Here is a 19,063-nt window from a genome sequence, read left to right on the forward strand (position 1 = left end):
TTATAGTTTATCGTGTTAAATTATATATTATGTTTATTCCTGCATTTATTGCTTGCCTTGGAAAGGTTGTTGATATTGCATATCTATATGTTTGATGGTTGTAATAAAAAGAAGCTGTTAGGTTTTTATTTAAATTATAATCTGCTATAAACTTAAAGCTAAATAATTTTTCTCCTCCTGTAATTTGATTATTTCCTTCATCAATTGCTCTAATTTGAGTTATATTATCTCTCATTGAAACGTCTGCTCGTAGGTTTACATCTCCTTTTAATACTTCTTTTTTACCCGCAAAACGTGTGTTGAATTTTACATCTCTTATTCTATATCCAAATCCAACAACATATTCTGTCCCTTTAATATCTGTTAATGTGTTATTATTAAAGTTAAGTGTTAATGCTCTATCTGTTCTTATTTCACCTTTAAAAGAAAAAGAATTTCTCATTCTAAAATCTACTTTAATTAATGGTGAAAATTCATCTATTAATGTTGCTGAAGATATTAATAATTGAGATTGATAGTTTCCTGCCGAATTTTTTACCGGTAAGTTTGTTGAACTAACTGGTTGATTAGAGTTAACTCCCTCATATAATAAGTTATTTGTGTATCCTCCAATTGTATAAGAAGAATTATAACCATGAGATACTGAAAATGCAGCAAAGTTTTTCTTAAACCATTTATACTTCATTAAGCCATTATAACGCAATGTCCAATTAGGAATTGGGACGTTTTTAAAGATTCCTGTATCTACTGAATTAGGGTCTTTTCCAGAATAAGCCGCCATGAATGCCGGCAACAATACTTCTTGGCTAGAATTTGTATAACCATCTACTGGGAAACCGTTTTCAGCGGATAATCTACTAGCAACATCTGTTCTAAAATCTAAGAAATTTTGAAACAACACATCTGCATCTGTAAAAGCAGTTCCAAGCATAAAGTAACTTGAATTAAAATTACCGGTTTCAAAAGTTTTAAGCGCTGTATTTTGCTCATAACCTCCATTACCATCTGGAATTACATCTAATTGCTGATTTAAACTATTTGTTTTAGTTCTATTCCCTCGAACATCAATAATAAGATCTCTAAATGGTTTTACAGAAACGGTATAATCTAACTTTTTTAAATTATTTCTTCCGTAGGTTTTATTATAATACTCTTCGTTATTTTCTCTAGTAACTAACCAATTGTTTTCAATTGCTCTGTTTAAAATTTCTGTTTGGCTTCCAAAAACAAAACCAAAAGTTGGTGCTAAACCTCCGCCAACATTATCTCTTCCTAAAAACCCAACAGTTGGTGTATAACCTTGCAACATTGTTTGGTTTGTTTCAGAATAACTGATTTTTGCTTTTTTAACAGATGTAATTACATCATACAAACCTTTTAATACTTTTTGTCCGGCAGAAGCATTCTTTTTTAAATTTCTAGTAGGTGTTGGTTTTTGTGAGTTTGCTAGAGATGGCCCGCCTTTAACTACTTTTTTAGGTTGGTTTTTATTCCCTTTTATAAATAATTTATCTAGCTTAATGTTTTTATAAAAACGACTAAAATCAATAGTACTACTGATATTATGACTGTTGGCATTTTGTATCATATTACCAACCTTGTCTACATAACTTTGTGAAGCAGCTTGCCAATCAAAATCTGCTGTGTAGCCATAGTCTGCATTTATAAAATTAAGTGCTGGTATTTTACCTAATGGAATTTGATAGGTTGCATTTAATTTTTGATGGTAATGATCAGGTCTCCCAATAGCAAAAAACTTATCGAACACATCTAATTGCTCGTTTTGGTTATCGTAGATATAATTATTAGTAGCATTAAAGTTTAACGCTAACGATTTTGTTAAATCAAAACCAATAGTATAATCCCAATTAAACAAAAATCTTCTTTGCGTTAATGTTGGCTGAGATGGTAATGGATTCAATGGATCATTTAATAAATTTCTAGACTGTTGTTCGGTGTAATTCCTGTTAATATTAGAATTTATTGCTAATGTTTTAGGAACTGGATTTATGTTAATATCTCTAATAACTTGCCACCATTTCCCTTTTAAAAACTCAGATTTTTTAAACGGTTCTATAACCCAAGGCTGGAAGCCAAAATTATAATTTGCACCAGCAATTACATTTTTATTAGTATAACTTTCTATGTTATAATCTTTATGAAACTCTTCATTATACGCGTAAGAAACAGAAAAGTTTTCTGCATCATAAAACTTAGGTTTCTTCTTGCTTTCTGGGTTTCTATTCTTTTTTACATTTATGAAACTAATACTTTTTCTTCTTGTATAATCTTGTGCATTTGCACTATTAGGGTTCACCTCTAAAGCATCTGCAAGTTCTACATCTTGGTATTGAGGATCGTATTTTGGATCACGAAATTCTTCACCGTATGTATAACTCATTGGTACTTGCATGTTCCATTTTTTAGGCATCATTTTACCTACTTGAATGGTTGTTGCAACATCATATTGCTTTACTTCTTCTATACTACGTTGTTGCACTCTGTCTTCTACATTACCAAAACCAATAGTGCTCATTCTACCCGCTAAAGAAACATCTGCAACATCTGCAAAATTTGCATCTGCGTTTAAAACTGCTGCCCAACCTCCTTTATTATCAAAACCAACTGCACGTAATTCATTAAACCAAACTTCCGCACTTTTCTCTGTAACAGAATTATTTTTAACTCCTAACATTACAGTTCTAACTTGTGCTAGAGTTGGGTTTCCTTTTACTCTAATTATCAATCCATCTTCATCTGCCATTGCTACCGCAGGATACAATTGATTTATTGCCAAACCAGCTCCGTCTCTTTCTACTTTTAATTTCCCTAATCTATCTAAAGCTAAGTCTAAATTATTTGCTTCTGGCCACGCATCTAAAGCTGTAGGATTCGCTAAAACTGTAGATAATTTTAAAGGCATTTCAATTTGATAGAAATTATCATTTAAATCTGTCCCAAGACGTATAACAGCTACAACATCGTCATCTTCTGTTAAATTTGTAGATTTAGCATCCTCTAAGTGCATAAACATTTTTAGGTTTGTATACCTACGCAAATCAATACTAATGTTTTTATAAATTGCTCTAATTTTATCCTGCTCTAAGTCTTTTATTTTTAAAGAAACTGATTGCTCATTTTGACGCTGAATTGTATTGGTTCCTTGTAATTGTTCTCTTAAAATACCTGGAGGTAAAACATAACGTTCTTCATTTTGCTCAATACTAACAACACCTACTTCAAAGTTATTTAACTCGGGATTGGTAAGGTTTTGTTGTGGCAATGTTGCTGGATCTAACGTTTTTGTGTATCGACGCCAATCTCCACGCACTAACTCTAATTCTCCCATACGTAACACAACTGGCATCTTAAATTTTGTAAGATACATACGCATAAAACGAATACTGTTAAAATCGGTAATTCCTCCTATTTGTTGCGCTGGAGTAACATTACGTAACGGAATTCTAAATTGATACCAAGTTGTACTTCTTGATGCTCCGTTTGCTAAAGTAACAGTTGTAGTTTTTGTATCAACAATATTATTTTTACCTAACTCTAAATCGTTTTTATTTAGCGAAACTCTGTATTCAAAATAACTTTCCACAGAGTTCATAGTTTGATCCTTATTTATATCTTCTACATCTGGATAGGTTGTAGATGATGTTGGATACGATTCTGTAGATTGATTTATAGTTGGTGAGTTTCCTTCAGTATTATTATATAGTTTGTAACGAGATAAGACAGATGCGTTTTGGCTATCTAAATTACCGCCTCTAAAAAACTGAAAATTATCTCCTGCAGGATCATCTAAACCAGAAAATGCCGGAAATTTAATTCGTTCTTCTTCATCTGACAAACCATCTAAACCTAAATCTTGATTAACTCTTGCTGCTTCATCTGCATCAAAAGAATATAATATAGATTGATTAAAAGGCACATCTCCCCAAGTTGTATTAATGGTATTGTTTGGTGTTTTTATTCCATCTGCAGGTAAACCGTTTTCGTATTGTTTACGGTTGTCTTTTAAAATATCTTCGGAAATGTTACCTAAGTTTACATATAAATCTCCAACTTGATTTATAGGATTTGTAGGATCAATTCCCACAGGTAAACCTTCTTCATTAGTTATCGAATAATTATCATACGGATCTTGCAACCAAAACTGTAGGTATTCAACATTTGATTGTTCAAAATTATTTGTGGTCGTTAAGGCACGCATAATTCCTCCCCAACGATCTTCTGGATCAGAAAATGTTCCGTCTGCATTAACAGTAGAACTTGTGTCAAAATTATAAGTTCCTCTTTCACTAGGGAAATATGCTAAATCTAAAGTTCTAACAAAGTTAAGCTGTGTTATATCTAAATCTGTATTAGGAAATAATTCTGAATAACGAATTTGACGTACTTCTTCTCTAGATAATTCTTCGTTATTAATATTATTTGGTCTGTTACCGCTATTACTATAAAAAAGCTGATCGATAGTATACCAAGACATACGAGCTCTTTTATTATTGTATTGTAAATCGTTACTTAAATCTCCACCAAATGCAGGAAATGTTGGTGTGTTTGGTGTACTTGCCGTAAACCATTGTAAAGGTGAACTTAAATCAATTGGAATTTGTGAAGCTTCAAAATCATCTACATAAGATGTTGCTTGTCCGTCAACATCAATTCCACTCGGAGAACCTGGTAATAAATATGCCATATCTGCTCTAACAGATAAGTTAGAAGGTGCATCTGTATCTACAAAAGGTAATTTGTTTGCTAATTTTGTAAATAATGGAACTTCCGTAGAATAATCTATATTAAAACCTAACATAACATTATCTATAGGTTCTGCTCCAAAATTTACTTTTGGTGTAATTGGAGATTCATTTACATTTAAAAATGTACCACCAATAACAAAGTTTTCCGAAAAACGGTGCTCTACATCAACACCAAAAAATGTTTTTCTTTGTTGATTAAAAAACTGTTGATTTTCTACTCGTGCAGTAATAGGAATACCAGATGCTTCTAAACCTGGATCTAAAATTTGAACACGCCCTAATTGATAATCGACTACATAATCGACTCCTTCAACTAATGCACGACCTCCGGCGGTAACTCTAACGGATCCACGTGGAATATTAAAGGCTCCAAGTGAAATTCCTCTTGCTGTTTCTGACTTAAAATATCCTTTTAAAAAGAATTTATCTTTATTCTGATATTCATTTTGCGCTTGTGCTTTTGTTGTTAAATACAGCTCATTAAATGTATATCTATTTTGGTCACTAACTAAAGAAAGCCTTGCTTCTAAATCTTTTCCAAAAGGTTCTGGCTCTGGAAAAATAACATATCCTCTTTGAGAATTTATGGTAATTCCTTCTACAAAATCGAAAAAACCATCTCCGCCTGGTACCGAAAACTGACTTTGATCTAACTTATCTAAATCTAAAAAGTTTAATAACGGTTTGTTTTGTATTGCTGTATCATCAGCATTTTGCAAGGTATTTTGTAAGATTCCTGTTTCATCATCTCTATACAATAATTCAAATCTAAAACCATCTTGTGTTAACGGAAACGCACCTAAAGCATAGACATTCTTCATCATTAACCTCCAAGTAGGAAAAGCTACATCTGGCGCTCCATTTGTAATGGTTCTTAAAATTTCGCTACGTAATAATTTTACCGCAATATTAGCTGGTGCTGCAACTCCATCGTTAGAAAACTCTCCAACTCTAAAAACGCTTTCTCCATTGGATGCTCCAACAACCGTATATTCAAAAGCTACACCTAAAACTTCACCATCATTTAATCTTCTATTTAAAGAAATAAAACCTAACTGTGGGTGTAATGTAAACTCATTTGCCTGTAATCTTCTTGCATTTTGTAAATACGAATAATCTGTCCCTTGCTCTGCACTTGCTACTTCAGATCTAATAGCTGAATCTACAGTAGCAACATCTCTAATTCCGCCAGTTTGTACTAATAAGTTTGAAATATTATTTACTTCGTTGTATGGTAAATTTACTCCCATTCCTCCAACATTTACTGTTGCAGGTGAGTTAGGTGTAACGTTACTATTTACCAAGTTTGCTGATGTAGATTCACCAATATCAGCAAAACCAACAATACTTCTATAATCTTGTGTGTTTGCATTTCTATTAGTTACCCAAACTTCTACTCTTGTAATATTTACAGGACTTGTAATTAATGGGTAATTAGATAATGCGTTTTTATAAGTATCTCTAAAATATTGTGATAAAAAGAAGTGGCGATCATTATCGTAATCTGTTGCTCTTAACTCAAAAGGCTCAATAGTTGCACCGCCTTCTGCAACTACTGTTTTACTTTCTGAATTTTGCTGAGAAAATGCTGCGGTAACATAGGTTTTACCAAATTGTAATTCAGTTTTTACACCAAATAAAGATTGTGCTCCATTAATTAAGGAGTTCTTAATTGGCATGCTAATATTACCTGCTTCAATATTTCTTATTATATCGTCGTCAGTTGGTGTATATTCTAATTTAATTTGGTCTTGAAAACCAAAAGTTGCTTGGGTATCGTAATTTGCAGTAACCTTTAAACGTTCACCAACTTTTGCTAAAATACTTGCACTAATTTGTTGGTCAAAATCAAATGTAAAACTACTTTGATTGTCTATAGAAACCTGTGGATTCTCATTATTTTGATATATCCCTCCAAGTTTAAGATTTATTTGCCCGCTTGGAATAACCTCAACTGTTGTTCCTCCAAAAACACTTTCAAAAAACTTTGAATTCACATAATATTTAGGAAGTAAATTCTTTTGTGCTTGTTGGTTCCCTTTTCTTCTTGAATTTGTAGCAGCTACTTTTTCTTTAAAATAATCTTTCACATCGTTCTTTAAACGATATTTTTCATATTCTTCTGGTGTTAAAAATATTGGGTTACTTACATAAAAATCACCCACTTTTTCTACAATAACAAACTTGTTTAATTTTTCATCATAACGAACAATTGTTTCCGACGGATTGTTTAAAAACAAACCTCCATTTTGATTGTTATTAAACTTATATTTTAATGGAGCAACACTATCTCTTGGCGTGGTTTGAGAAAACACAAAAACACTTACAAGTATTGCAAGTGTTGTTAAAAGTATATCTAAAAATCTTTTTTTCAACTTCAATTATAAATTTTTTAACGCCTGTTTTATTAGTGTTTCCACACTTGCTGTTGGCATTTCTTTTAAAACGTTATTAATTACTTTATCGGCTTGTTTTTTATTAAACCCTAAAACCTCTAATGCAGATAACGCTTCTTCTTTGTTTGTATTGCTTTCTACTACTGAAACTTCATCAATAGCAAACGTTTTTAAAATTTTGTCTTTTAAATCTATAATTACACGCTGTGCTGTTTTTGCACCAATTCCTTTTACAGATTGAATAACAGCAACGTTTTCACTAGCAATTGCATGCTGAACTTCTTCCGAAGTCATAGATGACAACATGGTTCTTGCAATGCTTGCACCAACTCCAGAAACAGAAATTAATAACCTAAAAACTTCTCGTTCTGTTTTATTTACGAAACCAAAAAGCGTATGAGCGTCTTCTCTAACAGCTAAATGTGTATAAAATAAAACTGCTTCACTCTCTGGAATTGCAGAAAACGTATTTAAAGAAATATGCAGCAAATACCCAACACCATTACAATCTACTACAACGTACGTTGGATTTTTCTCTACTAATTTCCCTTTTATTTGTGTTATCATTAAATACTTTTTACAAGGCTTCTAAAGTAGGAAAATTATTTGTTTTGAAAAACTGATTTTTAGTTCTTTAATTTTGCCCTGTTTTCTTTGTTTTGCGCATCCACAACTGCAACTGCAGCCATATTTACCATTTCATCTACACTTGCACCTAATTGTAAAACATGCACAGGTTTACTAAATCCTAAAATAATTGGCCCAATAGACTCTGCTTTATCAATTTGTTTTAATAATTTATAGGTAATATTTGCCGATTCTAAGTTAGGGAAAATTAACACGTTTACTTTTTTACCATTTAATTTAGAAAAAGGAAACTCTTTTGCTAACATTTCTGAATTTAACGCAAAATCTGCCTGAATTTCTCCATCAACATTTACATGTGGAAAATGACGATGAATATAAGAAACCGCATCTCTAATCTTTCTAGAAGTCTCTGTATTTGAAGAGCCAAAGTTTGAAAAAGATAACATTGCTACATTTGGTTTCATACCAAACATTTTTGCCAACTGAGATGTCATCTGACAAATTTTAGCCAAATCTTTTGCAGTTGGATTTACATTAATAGTTGTATCCGCCAAAAACATTGGGCCTTGTTTTGTTAACATTAAATTAGTTGCTGCAATACGGCTAACACCTTTATCTCTTTCAATTAACTCTAACATTGGTTTTACAACCGTTGGATAAGGTCTAGAATATCCTGTAACCAAAGCATCAGCTTCGCCTTCATTTATCATCATTGCAGCAAAATAGTTACGTTCACGCATTAACTTTTTTGCTTCAGACAAAGTTCTTCCTTTACGCTGTCTTGTATTCCAATAGGCTTCTCCAAAACGAGTTCTTCTCTCTTTTTCTTCATCCGTTTTTGGGTCTATAATTGGCACATCTGCTGTAAAGCCTATTTCTTCTTTTAGTTCTAAAATAAGGTCTTTTCTTCCCAATAAAATTGGTTTTCCTAATTTTTCTTCATGTACTCTTTGTGCAGCTTTTAACACATCTAAATGATCCGCTTCTGCAAAAACAATACTTTTAGGGTTACTTTTAGCTCGGTTATGTAGTAATCTAATTTCTTTGCTTCCACTTCCTGAGCGTTCCATTAACTCTTCGCGATATTTATCCCAATCTAAAATTGGCTCTAAAGCTACTCCAGAATCCATTGCTGCTTTAGCAATTGCTGGTGGAATTTCATAAATTAAACGTGGATCAAATGGTTTTGGAATTATATATTCTTTTCCGAAGGATAAACTCACTTCATCATACACAATATTTACTTGTTCTGGCACCGATTTCTTTGCTAAATCTGCCAAAGCATGCACAGCAGCCATTTTCATTTCTTCGTTAATTGCTGTTGCTCTAACATCTAGCGCTCCACGAAAAATAAACGGAAAACCTAACACATTATTAACTTGGTTAGGATGATCTGATCTTCCTGTTGCCATAATAATATCATCTCTTGTGTCTATTGCTAAATCGTACCCAATTTCTGGATCTGGATTTGCCATTGCAAACACAATAGGGTTTTTAGCCATTGATAATAACATTTTTGGAGTTACTACATTCCCCATTGAAAGACCAATAAAAACATCTGCATTATGCATTGCTTCTTCTAGAGTTTCTACATCTTTATCTGTAGCAAATTCTGCTTTTTGAGTCGTTAAATTAGCCCTATCTTTTCTGATAACACCTTTGCTATCGCACATAACAACATTTTCTCTTTTTACACCTAGTTTTAAATACAAACGTGTACAAGAAATTGCCGCAGCTCCAGCTCCGTTTACTACAATTTTAACTTTAGATATATCTTTTCCGTTAATTTCTAACGCATTTTTTAATGCCGCCGCAGAAATAATTGCGGTTCCGTGTTGGTCATCATGCATTACAGGAATATCTAGCTCTTCCTTTAATCTTCTTTCAATTTCAAAAGCTTCTGGCGCTTTAATATCTTCTAAATTTATTCCCCCAAAAGTTGGCGCAATAGCCTTAACTGTTTCTACAAACTTGTCTACGTCAGTTGCATCAACCTCTATATCAAAAACATCTATATCTGCAAAAATCTTAAACAGCAAACCTTTCCCTTCCATTACTGGTTTAGAGGCTTCTGGACCAATATCACCCAAACCTAATACTGCGGTTCCGTTAGAAATTACAGCTACTAAATTTCCTTTAGCAGTATATTTGTAAACATTGTTTTTATCTTTTTCAATCTCCAAACAAGGTTCTGCTACTCCTGGAGAATATGCCAAAGCTAAATCATGTTGTGTTGCATACTTTTTTGTAGGTACAACTTCAATTTTCCCTGGTTTAGGTTTTGCATGGTATAATAAAGCTTCGTGTCTTTTTCTAGAATCGCTCATAAGTTTGTTAATTTGAACTAACAAATATAATAGTTTAGCTCGAAGTTCTTATAATTAATAAACTTTTGTAACATCTTTAACGTTTTTTAGTCGAATACCTATCTAATGATATTATATGTTTGTAAAATCCAACCTAAATACTATGAAAAAAATTACTACACTACTTTTTGTATTTATTTCTATTGCTGTTTTTTCTCAAATTAGAGGAACTGTAACGGATACAAATAATAAAGCACTGTCTTTTGTTAGCGTTTATTTAGACGGAACGGTAACCGGAACTACAACAAATGATAATGGAGAATATATTTTACCAATTAAAAAAACTGGTAATCACACTTTAATTTTTCAGTTTTTAGGCTATAAAACACTTTCAAAAAAAGTAAAAATTGAGAGTTTTCCATATAATTTAAGCGTAAAACTAACAGAAGAAGAATTTGTTTTAGAGGAAGTTTTAATTTCTTCGGAAGAAGATCCTGCAAATAAAATTATAAGAAATGTAATTGCAAACAAGGAGAAAAATACCGATAAAATGGCTGCTTATACTGCCAAATTTTATTCTCGTGGCTTATTTAAAATTAAAGATGCTCCAGAAAAAATATTAGGACAAACTTTGGGGGATTTTGGCGGCGGATTAGATTCTACAAGAAGTGGAATCATCTATCTTTCTGAAACCATTTCTAACATTTCATTTCAGAAAAAACCTCAAAAATTTAAAGAACACATTATAGCTTCTAAAGTTAGCGGGCGCGACAACGGAATTTCTTTTAACAGAGCTGAAGAAGCTAATTTCGATTTTTATCAAAATCAAGTTGTGGTAGCAGACGCTAATTTAGTTTCACCAATTGCCAACAACGCTTTTGGATTTTACAAATTTAAATTAGAAGGAATCTTTTATGATAAAAATGGAAAACTCATCAACAAAATAAAAATAACACCAAAAAGAGAAAATGACCGTGTTTTTACCGGATTTATCTATGTAGTTGAAGACGATTGGATGTTGTATGGAGTTGACGCAACTGTAACCGGAACACAAGTAAACATTACTGCGGTTGACAAATTGCACTTTAAATTGAATTATAATTTTTCTGAAGCACAAAAAACCTGGATTTTAATTTCTCAAACGGTAGATTTTAAAATAGGAATGTTTGGTTTTAATATAAACGGTCGTTTTTCGGCAGCTTATTCTGAATATGATTTCGCTCCAAATTTTACGGATAAAACATTTACAAATCAAGTATTATCTTTTGAAAAACAAGCCACAAAAAAAGATTCTGTTTACTGGAATAAATTACGTCCAGTTCCTTTAACTATTGAAGAAACTAAAGATTACACCATAAAAGACAGCATTAAAATTGTTAGAAAGTCTAAGAAATATTTAGATTCTGTAGATGTAAAAAGAAACAAACTAAACTGGCTTTCTCCAATTACAGGTTACACGTACAGAAATTCTTATAAAGATTGGAGAGTTAGTTTTAATTCGCCATTAACAAGTATAAATTTCAATACCGTAAAAGGGTATAATGCAACAGTAGGATTAAGCTATTTTAAACGCTTAAATGATGAAGGGAAATGGTGGAATACTGGCGTAGATTTAAATTATGGTTTATCAGAAAAAAAACTGAGACCTGTTTTTTACTTCAATAAGAAGTGGAATAATTTAAAACGACCAAGATTAAATGTTTCTGGAGGAATTAGTACGCCACAATTCAATAATAGAAATCCTATTTCTAAATTATACAATAGTTTTAATTCAATTTTTTGGGAACGTAATTACTTAAAAATTTACGAAAAAACTTATGCTAGAGTTGGTTACTCTCAAGAAGCGGTAAACGGTATTTTAGTAAATGGTTCTTTGGAATACGCAAACAGAAAACCGCTATTTAATACCACAAATTATTCAGCAATTAATAGAGATAATGTTAGCTATACAGCTAACAATCCACAATTGTTTAACGAGCATAAAATTTGGTCTTTAAATGTTGGCGCAAACATAACTTTTGGTCAAAAGTATTTACTGTATCCAAATAGAAAATTTAATATGGATAGCAACAAATATCCTTCTTTATATATTGGATATCGCAAGAATTTTGGAGCAGATAATGAGCAATTAAATTCCGATTTATTTACCGCAAGATTGCGCCAAAATATTACTGTTGGTAATTTAGGAGATTTTAGATACAACATACGATCAGGAATCTTTTTAGAAAAGAAAAATATTGCTTTAATGGATTACCTTCATGCAAACGGAAATCTATTAAAACTAACACCAAACAACAATCACACAAACCGATTTAACTTACTAGATTATTATGCTTTTAGCACTAACGACAAGTACGCAGAAATGCATGTAGAACATAACTTTAAAGGAGCTATTTTGGGTAAAATTCCACTAATTGAAAAACTAAACTTTCATTTAGTTGGTGGCGCAAAAGCATTGTTTACAGCAGATAGAAAACCGTACACAGAATATTCAGTTGGTATTGACAATATTGGTTGGGGGAAATGGCGTGTTTTACGTGTAGATTATGTGCGTTCTAATTATAACGGACAAACAAACAATGGTTTTGTTTTTGGTGTGAGTTTGTTTTAACTGATTGAGCTTATCTTTACTCTAAAGATATTTTTTGGTAACTTTGTTAACTCCTGATATATCGAATTAAAACTCGGCATATCATTTAAGTTGGTGTTCATTTAAACAAACGAGATGAAAATATTGAAAACATACAAATTTTTGACATATTTCTTACAATTATTTTTTGTTGTTGGAATCTTCTTGACGATTAAAGAAATTTATGAAGGAACTACAATTTTTGACTATAGAAGTATTCTACTGATTCTACTATTACTTGTCCTTTTTTTATCAGTTAGTTTTTACAATGTTAAATCACATCAATTTCACAATAATAATTTAGAAATATTAAGCAAAAAAGAAATAAATAGAATTAAGGTTTCTACTATAATAAACATATTAATCGGAATAACCATAACTGTGCTTTTTATAGGAATCTTGACTGTATATCACATTAAGGATTTGTCATTTTCTGAAATCTCTAGGACTTTGTTGAGTTTGATTTTATTTCTTTATGGAATATTAAAAATGACACATTCGATTAAAACATTTAAGAAATTAAAAGCAATAAACTGAATAGAATAAAAACGAAACACCAACACCGTATATAAAAAATTGCTGGTATTAGGCTAAAAAAAAGGTCGTTGCACGTTTGCTACGTCTGATTTTCCTTCGGAAAATCCTCGCACGCAAACACGCAACTTTCCATATACATAAACGTTAGCGAACCTTCAAAAAAACAATGAAAATTAAAATACTCCTTTTCGGAATTACATCTGATTTACTAGAAACTTCATCTTTAGATTTTGAAGTTGCCACTAATAGTTCTGTAGAAAATTTAAAACGTGAGTTATTGATAAAATATCCACAGTTAAAAAACATAGAAAGCTATGCAATTGCTGTAAATGAAAGTTATGCAGACAATACTTTAACGCTTCAAGAAAACGATGTTGTTGCAATTATTCCGCCTGTTTCTGGAGGATAAAATCACTTCTTGTCATTTCGAAATGAGCCTTTTTAGGCGATTGAGAAATCTAAAAATGTGATTCTAAAACAAGTTCAGAATAACAAGATTGAATACAATTAAACTTACTTCAAATACTTTTTATCCATGTAAAAAGTTCCGAAAGGAATAATAGAACACAACAATACAATTCCTAGTGTTTTGTTGCTCCAATTCATTTCTTTTTTAATTACAATTGCCAAAACAATATATAGCATAAAAAGAATTCCGTGTGGCATTCCAAGCATTTTTACGTAAGATGCATCACCTTGCAAATACTTTATTGGTGTTGCTATAAAAAGCAATAACAAGTAAGAAACTCCTTCAAAAAAACTAACAATTCTAAATATGTTTTTCATAATAAATTAGATATTTATTTAAGTTGGCAAAGATACAAGTTTGTTTTGCTATTTTTGTGTTGATTATGTCTAAAACTTCAATAAAAGTTACGTCTAAAAAACTCGATTTACAAGAATGTTACAATTTTGTAACCCACGATTCTTGTGGTGGAATTGCTGCGTTTGTTGGTACTGTTAGAAACGACACACAAGGAAAAGAGGTTACTCAGTTAGATTTTTCTACCTACAAACCAATGGCGATTAAAGAAATACAAAAAATTGCTGATTTAGCGTTGGAGAAATTTAAAATTGAAAGAATTGCCATTCATCATGCAGAAGGAATGTTGCAAATTGGTGAGGTTCCTGTAATAATTACCGCGTCTGGAAAACATAGAAAAGCAGCTTTTGATGCTTGTCAGTTTGCTATTGACACATTAAAAGAAACAGTTCCAATTTGGAAAAAAGAACATTTTTCTGATGGCGAAGTTTGGGTGAATGCACATCCGTAACAACTTGTCACTCCTGTGGAGACAGGAATCTATTTTTTGAATCTATACTTTTATTAATGAGATTCCTGCCTTCGCAGGAATGACAGAAAACTAAACTATCTCCATTTTCTGCAACAAAAAAGAAGCATTCATATTTTTGCAAACTCCGTTTTTTAAGGTGTAATCGAAATGCAATTCGTCTTTAATAATTTCCGCATCAAAATAATAGTTTTTAATTTCTGAAAACTCATTTTCTAATTCGCACAAACTAACATCGTGTGTTGCTATAATTCCGGTCGATTTCGATTTTGTCAATTTCTCCACAAACTTTTTAGAACCAATTGCTTTGTCTCTACTGTTGGTTCCTTTTAAAATTTCATCTAAAATGATAAAGTATTTTTCTTGTTTAATCTCATCAACAATAAATTTTAATCGCTTTAATTCGGAATAAAAATAAGATTCGTCTTCCGTTAAAGAATCGGTAGTTCGCATACTTGTAATTAGTTTTATTGGCGAATACAAAAACGAATCTGCACAAATAGGTAAACCACAATTTGCCATAACAATAGACAAGGAAACGGTTCTTAAAAACGTACTTTTCCCAGCCATATTAGCTCCTGTAACAATAAAAAATTGTTCGTCATCAATTAAAAAATCATTGTCAATTCTCTTTTTAGCATCTAATAAAGGATGTCCTAAATTAGATGATTTTATAATTTCATTTGCTGAAGAAATTTCAGGAAAAACAAACTTTGGATGATTAAAATGGAAGTTAGCTAACGAATTTTGAGCATCAAAAAAAGCAACAATATTAAACCAGTCTTTTACAGTATGTTTATAGTTGATAATCCATTTTTCTGCGTTTACCGCATTTCTAATTTCTGATAAAAAAAGTCCGTTTCCTACCACAGAAATTAAGATATTATTTCGCTGATCAAACGCATCTAATATTTTAGAAAACTCCTTAAAAATAGTTGATGCTTTTTTGTTTTCTGAATTGATGATTTTTTGCTTTTCTATCAATATTTTTGAAGTAAACTCCTCATTTTCAATTTCATTTAACAATACATGATATTGTTTAAATATCTTTCTAACCTCATTTGTATCATTATATAATTTTTGCGTTCTTTTAAAGAAAACTCCTGTTATGGCGAGTCCAATAAAAAACCACAAAACTAATATTGAAAATGAAATAAGACCAAAAGAAAGCAAACCAATTAACATTAAAGATGCAATTGAGAAAGCAACTTGAATTATAGATAGGAATTTTGGAAATACAGCAGTGTAATTAGTAAGCCAATTTACAATGCTTTTTGATGTATTTTTTACAGAAACCAAACTTGCCAAAGCTGCAAAATGGTGCCTCCATTGTACTTTTACAGACAACTCTTTTATGGAATTCTGTTTCTTAACAATGTCATCAATATTATTTTCTGTAAATGTATTTGCTAGTAATTCTTGTCCATCATTAGTTGTAGTTCTATTTACAAATTGAAAAAAAGAACCTTTTCCAAATAAATCAATATCATTACTGTAAAAGTGAGATGGATTAATAAATTTTTCTCCAGTTTCTAAATCATGAAAATCACGATTTAACGCTTTTATCTCTGTAGTATTTAAGGATATTTTAGCATCAATAATTGCCCTTTTTCTTTTTAAATCGATGTGTTTTGTTACCAGAAAACTAAACAGTAAAATACCCAAAAAAGCGATGATAAAAACATCTGGATATTTACCAAAAGTTAGATATACCAAAAAAGCAGTTGTTAAAAAAACAGCAAACCTAAATACACTTAAATTAATTGATTTTCTTTTTAAAACAGCAGCTTGTCCTTCTAAGTCAGATTTTACTTCTGTATAAAATTCTATTGGATTTTTCATTTAGTAATTTGTAATTCCACCAACCAAACTTAATATAGTTGCTTCAGGAAATTTTTCTTTTAATAATTTTGTTGCAGTATAACTTGAATTTCCCTTTTGACAGACAAAAACATATTCTTTGTTTTCCTTCGGAATAAAATCAGACTTTTCTAATTGAGAAAGTGGAATATTCTCATCAACCTTAAATGGATATTCAACTTCTTGGTTTGCTATTACTGAAATAATTTCCACCTCATTAATCTTACTTTTTAGTGTGTCAGCAGATATTAACCAGTCTGGGTTTCTAATTTCACAACTTGCATCAAAATAAGTTTCGTTTGCAAAAATGTGCTGAATTTGTTCTTTTGAAACCGTATTATTCAACTTCATTTTCAATTGCGTGTTTTGTAAAAAATTATAAACTAATAATTGTCTAATCAGTAATTTATCTAACTTTAAAATCCACTTTAAAACTTCATTAACTTGTTGCATAGCAATCATGCCAACAATAGGATTTAAAGTTCCAGCTTCTTCGCAATTTGGAATATCTGTTGCCATTTTTGGAAACGCATCTCGCAGATTAGAACTTCTTGTTCCGTCTTCTTGTAAAGTGTTAAATATAGAAACGTAACCATCAAACTTATACAAAGAACCATACACCAAGGGTTTATCTTTTAAAACACAAGCGTCATTTATTAAGTATTTTGTTGGTAGAGAATCCGTTCCGTCTACAATAATATCATATTCAGAAATTAGCTCAAAAACATTCTCTTTTGTGATTGGATAATCACTAAAGCTAACTTCCGTAAATAGTGCTCTCTTCTTTATAAATTCTGATAAAACGGCAGCTTTTGATTTACCAACATCTTCTAATAAAAAGAAAACTTGTCTATGTAAATTGGTAATATCAACAGTATCAAAATCGACTAAATGAATTTTACCAACACCACTTGAAGCTAAATACACTGCAATTGGACTTCCTAAACCTCCACAACCAACCACTAAAACTTTTGCGTTTTGTAGTTTCTGTTGCCCTTCTTCTCCAACTTCTTGAAGTGTAACTTGGCGTTTAAAAAGTTGTTTTTTTGTTGATTTCATTACAAGTTTTCAATCTCTTTTTTAGCAACTTCAAACTCTTCTGAAGTGTTTACATTTCTAATAAAAGCATCATCAACCTCAACAATTTCTACATCCGAATTAATTAGCATTTTTCGAGGGCAAGAGTATCCTTGCGCTAAATATTGCAACAAAATAGGATATGCTTTTGGTTCGTAAATTGTAATCAATGGTTCAGGAAAATCTTTATCTTTTCCTTTAATAGCCGTTGCTGCTTTACTGCTATTTCTTCTTTTCAATAATTGTCTAATCAGGTTTTTATCTACAAAAGGCAAGTCTGTAGCTAAAACAATCCAAGCAGAATTTGGGTCTTTTTGAAACGCAGAACAAATTCCGCCAAAAGGACCTAAATTTAAAAATGTATCGTGAATTTCTTGAGATTTCTCGACTGCGCTCGAAATGACATTTGCATCTTCCTTGTCGCCTTGAGCGGAGTCGAAAGGTTGAACCGAGTAAAAGGTTTCTATATTATTACTTTCTAACAATTCCTTTGCGAATTCCTTTTGTGGCTTCCCGTAATACTCTAAAGTCGATTTATCAACTCCCATTCTGGTACTTTTCCCGCCAACTAAGACCAAACCTTTAATTGGAGCAATCTTTTCTTGAATGAGATTATTTATATGATTTGCAATTTTATCAACTTCATCAATTGTGTAACAAATCAAGTTTTTTATCTGTGGATATTTTTCAACTAGAAAATCAAAATAGGCAGTTTCCTTTTTCAATTTTATCACAAATTGAATACTGTCTAATTGTTCTAATCTTTTTAAAACAGAAGCTTCTTTTGCTTCATCTAAAATTAGAATTTGTTTTGCTCCTTGGTAATGATTTCCATTGACAAAAACATAATCAAATTTCGAAAAATCTAAGCGTTGCTGAAATTTATTTATGTTTCCAGAAGTAGTTATTTGTACATTTCCTTGATGATGAAAAACATATTCAGATAACGTATTCTCTTCAATATCTTTTGCATGCGAAGCATCAAAATAAGCTAATTTATAATCTGATATTTTTTTAGAAACTTCAGAAACTAAATCAGAAATAACACCACAATTTGCACCCAAAATAGCTATTTCATTTGGAGCAAAATTATCGTTATTTCGCCTTTCTAAGTTTGTATGTTTTTTATGTTTACTCATTTTTAATATCTGATTTCCCTCCAGTTTTCTCAAGTAACATTACTTCTTTAATCACCATTTCTTGACTAATACTCTTACACATGTCATAAATAGTTAAACATGTAATATTTGCACCTGTTAAAGCTTCCATTTCTACGCCCGTTTTACCTTCAATAGTAACTTTACAAAGCACTTCTATATTTTCTTCATCTACAATATTAATATCAACATCAACTCCATTAATTAATAACGGATGACACATTGGTATTAATTCTGACGTTTTTTTTACTGCTTGAATTCCAGCAATAATTGCTGTTTGAAAAACAGGTCCTTTTTTAGTAATCAATTCATCATTTGTAAAATGAGAAATTATTTCTTTCCCTAAAAACATTGTTGCTTTTGCAATTGCTGTTCGTTTGGTAATTTTCTTATCAGAAACATTTACCATTTTAGGATTTCCTTTGGAATTTAAATGTGAAAAATTCATTTAAATA

The 19,063-nt window shown here is 31.2% G+C and carries 11 protein-coding genes; 3 read left to right on the forward strand and 8 right to left on the reverse strand.

Annotated features, from left to right (window positions below; genetic code table 11):
- Positions 1-7: 7 nt before the first annotated feature.
- Genes sov through LPB136_RS09455 form a run of 3 tightly spaced genes read right to left on the reverse strand, consistent with a single transcriptional unit; the run spans position 8 to position 10,077 of the window.
- Complete coding sequence (gene sov, locus LPB136_RS09445) at positions 8-7,147, reverse strand: T9SS outer membrane translocon Sov/SprA (protein ID WP_237267373.1); 7,140 nt, start codon at positions 7,145-7,147, stop codon at positions 8-10.
- Positions 7,148-7,729, reverse strand: a complete 582-nt coding sequence (gene ruvA / locus LPB136_RS09450) for a Holliday junction branch migration protein RuvA (RefSeq protein ID WP_072556085.1) — start codon at positions 7,727-7,729, stop codon at positions 7,148-7,150. It lies immediately after the preceding gene.
- Between the two features lie 59 nt (positions 7,730-7,788).
- Positions 7,789-10,077 carry an NADP-dependent malic enzyme gene (locus tag LPB136_RS09455; protein ID WP_072556086.1) on the reverse strand — a complete coding sequence of 763 codons (2,289 nt, stop codon included), beginning with the start codon at positions 10,075-10,077 and terminating at the stop codon, positions 7,789-7,791.
- A gap of 142 nt (positions 10,078-10,219) precedes the next feature.
- On the opposite strand from LPB136_RS09455, the gene LPB136_RS09460 reads away from it, so the two are divergent.
- Together LPB136_RS09460 and LPB136_RS09470 are read left to right on the forward strand one after the other, a co-directional pair.
- A complete protein-coding gene (locus tag LPB136_RS09460) occupies positions 10,220-12,667 on the forward strand; it encodes a DUF5686 and carboxypeptidase regulatory-like domain-containing protein (RefSeq protein WP_072556087.1) in 2,448 nt (815 codons plus the stop codon).
- Between the two features lie 721 nt (positions 12,668-13,388).
- Positions 13,389-13,631: a MoaD/ThiS family protein gene (locus LPB136_RS09470; protein ID WP_072556089.1), complete on the forward strand. Its 243-nt coding sequence runs from the start codon at positions 13,389-13,391 to the stop codon at positions 13,629-13,631.
- A 104-nt stretch (positions 13,632-13,735) separates the two neighbouring features.
- Here the strand turns inward: LPB136_RS09470 and LPB136_RS09475 are convergent, their stop codons facing one another.
- Complete coding sequence (locus LPB136_RS09475; RefSeq protein WP_072556090.1) at positions 13,736-14,008, reverse strand: DUF3817 domain-containing protein; 273 nt, start codon at positions 14,006-14,008, stop codon at positions 13,736-13,738.
- A gap of 65 nt (positions 14,009-14,073) precedes the next feature.
- On the opposite strand from LPB136_RS09475, the gene LPB136_RS09480 reads away from it, so the two are divergent.
- Complete coding sequence (locus LPB136_RS09480; RefSeq protein WP_072556091.1) at positions 14,074-14,496, forward strand: molybdenum cofactor biosynthesis protein MoaE; 423 nt, start codon at positions 14,074-14,076, stop codon at positions 14,494-14,496.
- Between the two features lie 90 nt (positions 14,497-14,586).
- Here LPB136_RS09480 and LPB136_RS09485 read toward each other — a convergent pair whose 3' ends face one another.
- Genes LPB136_RS09485 through moaC form a run of 4 tightly spaced genes read right to left on the reverse strand, consistent with a single transcriptional unit; the run spans position 14,587 to position 19,056 of the window.
- Complete coding sequence (locus LPB136_RS09485; protein WP_072556092.1) at positions 14,587-16,356, reverse strand: MutS-related protein; 1,770 nt, start codon at positions 16,354-16,356, stop codon at positions 14,587-14,589.
- Positions 16,357-17,433 carry a HesA/MoeB/ThiF family protein gene (locus LPB136_RS09490; RefSeq protein WP_072556093.1) on the reverse strand — a complete coding sequence of 359 codons (1,077 nt, stop codon included), beginning with the start codon at positions 17,431-17,433 and terminating at the stop codon, positions 16,357-16,359. It abuts the gene before it with no gap.
- Complete coding sequence (locus tag LPB136_RS09495; RefSeq protein ID WP_072556094.1) at positions 17,433-18,590, reverse strand: NTP transferase domain-containing protein; 1,158 nt, start codon at positions 18,588-18,590, stop codon at positions 17,433-17,435. The genes LPB136_RS09490 and LPB136_RS09495 overlap by 1 nt, the downstream gene beginning before the upstream one ends.
- Positions 18,583-19,056 (reverse strand): cyclic pyranopterin monophosphate synthase MoaC, encoded by a 474-nt coding sequence (moaC, locus tag LPB136_RS09500; protein WP_072556095.1) that lies wholly within the window; start codon positions 19,054-19,056, stop codon positions 18,583-18,585. Before moaC ends, LPB136_RS09495 begins: the two co-directional genes overlap by 8 nt.
- Positions 19,057-19,063: the final 7 nt, after the last annotated feature.

It is taken from the genome of Tenacibaculum todarodis, from assembly GCF_001889045.1.
In the GTDB taxonomy this organism is placed as follows: domain Bacteria; phylum Bacteroidota; class Bacteroidia; order Flavobacteriales; family Flavobacteriaceae; genus Polaribacter; species Polaribacter todarodis.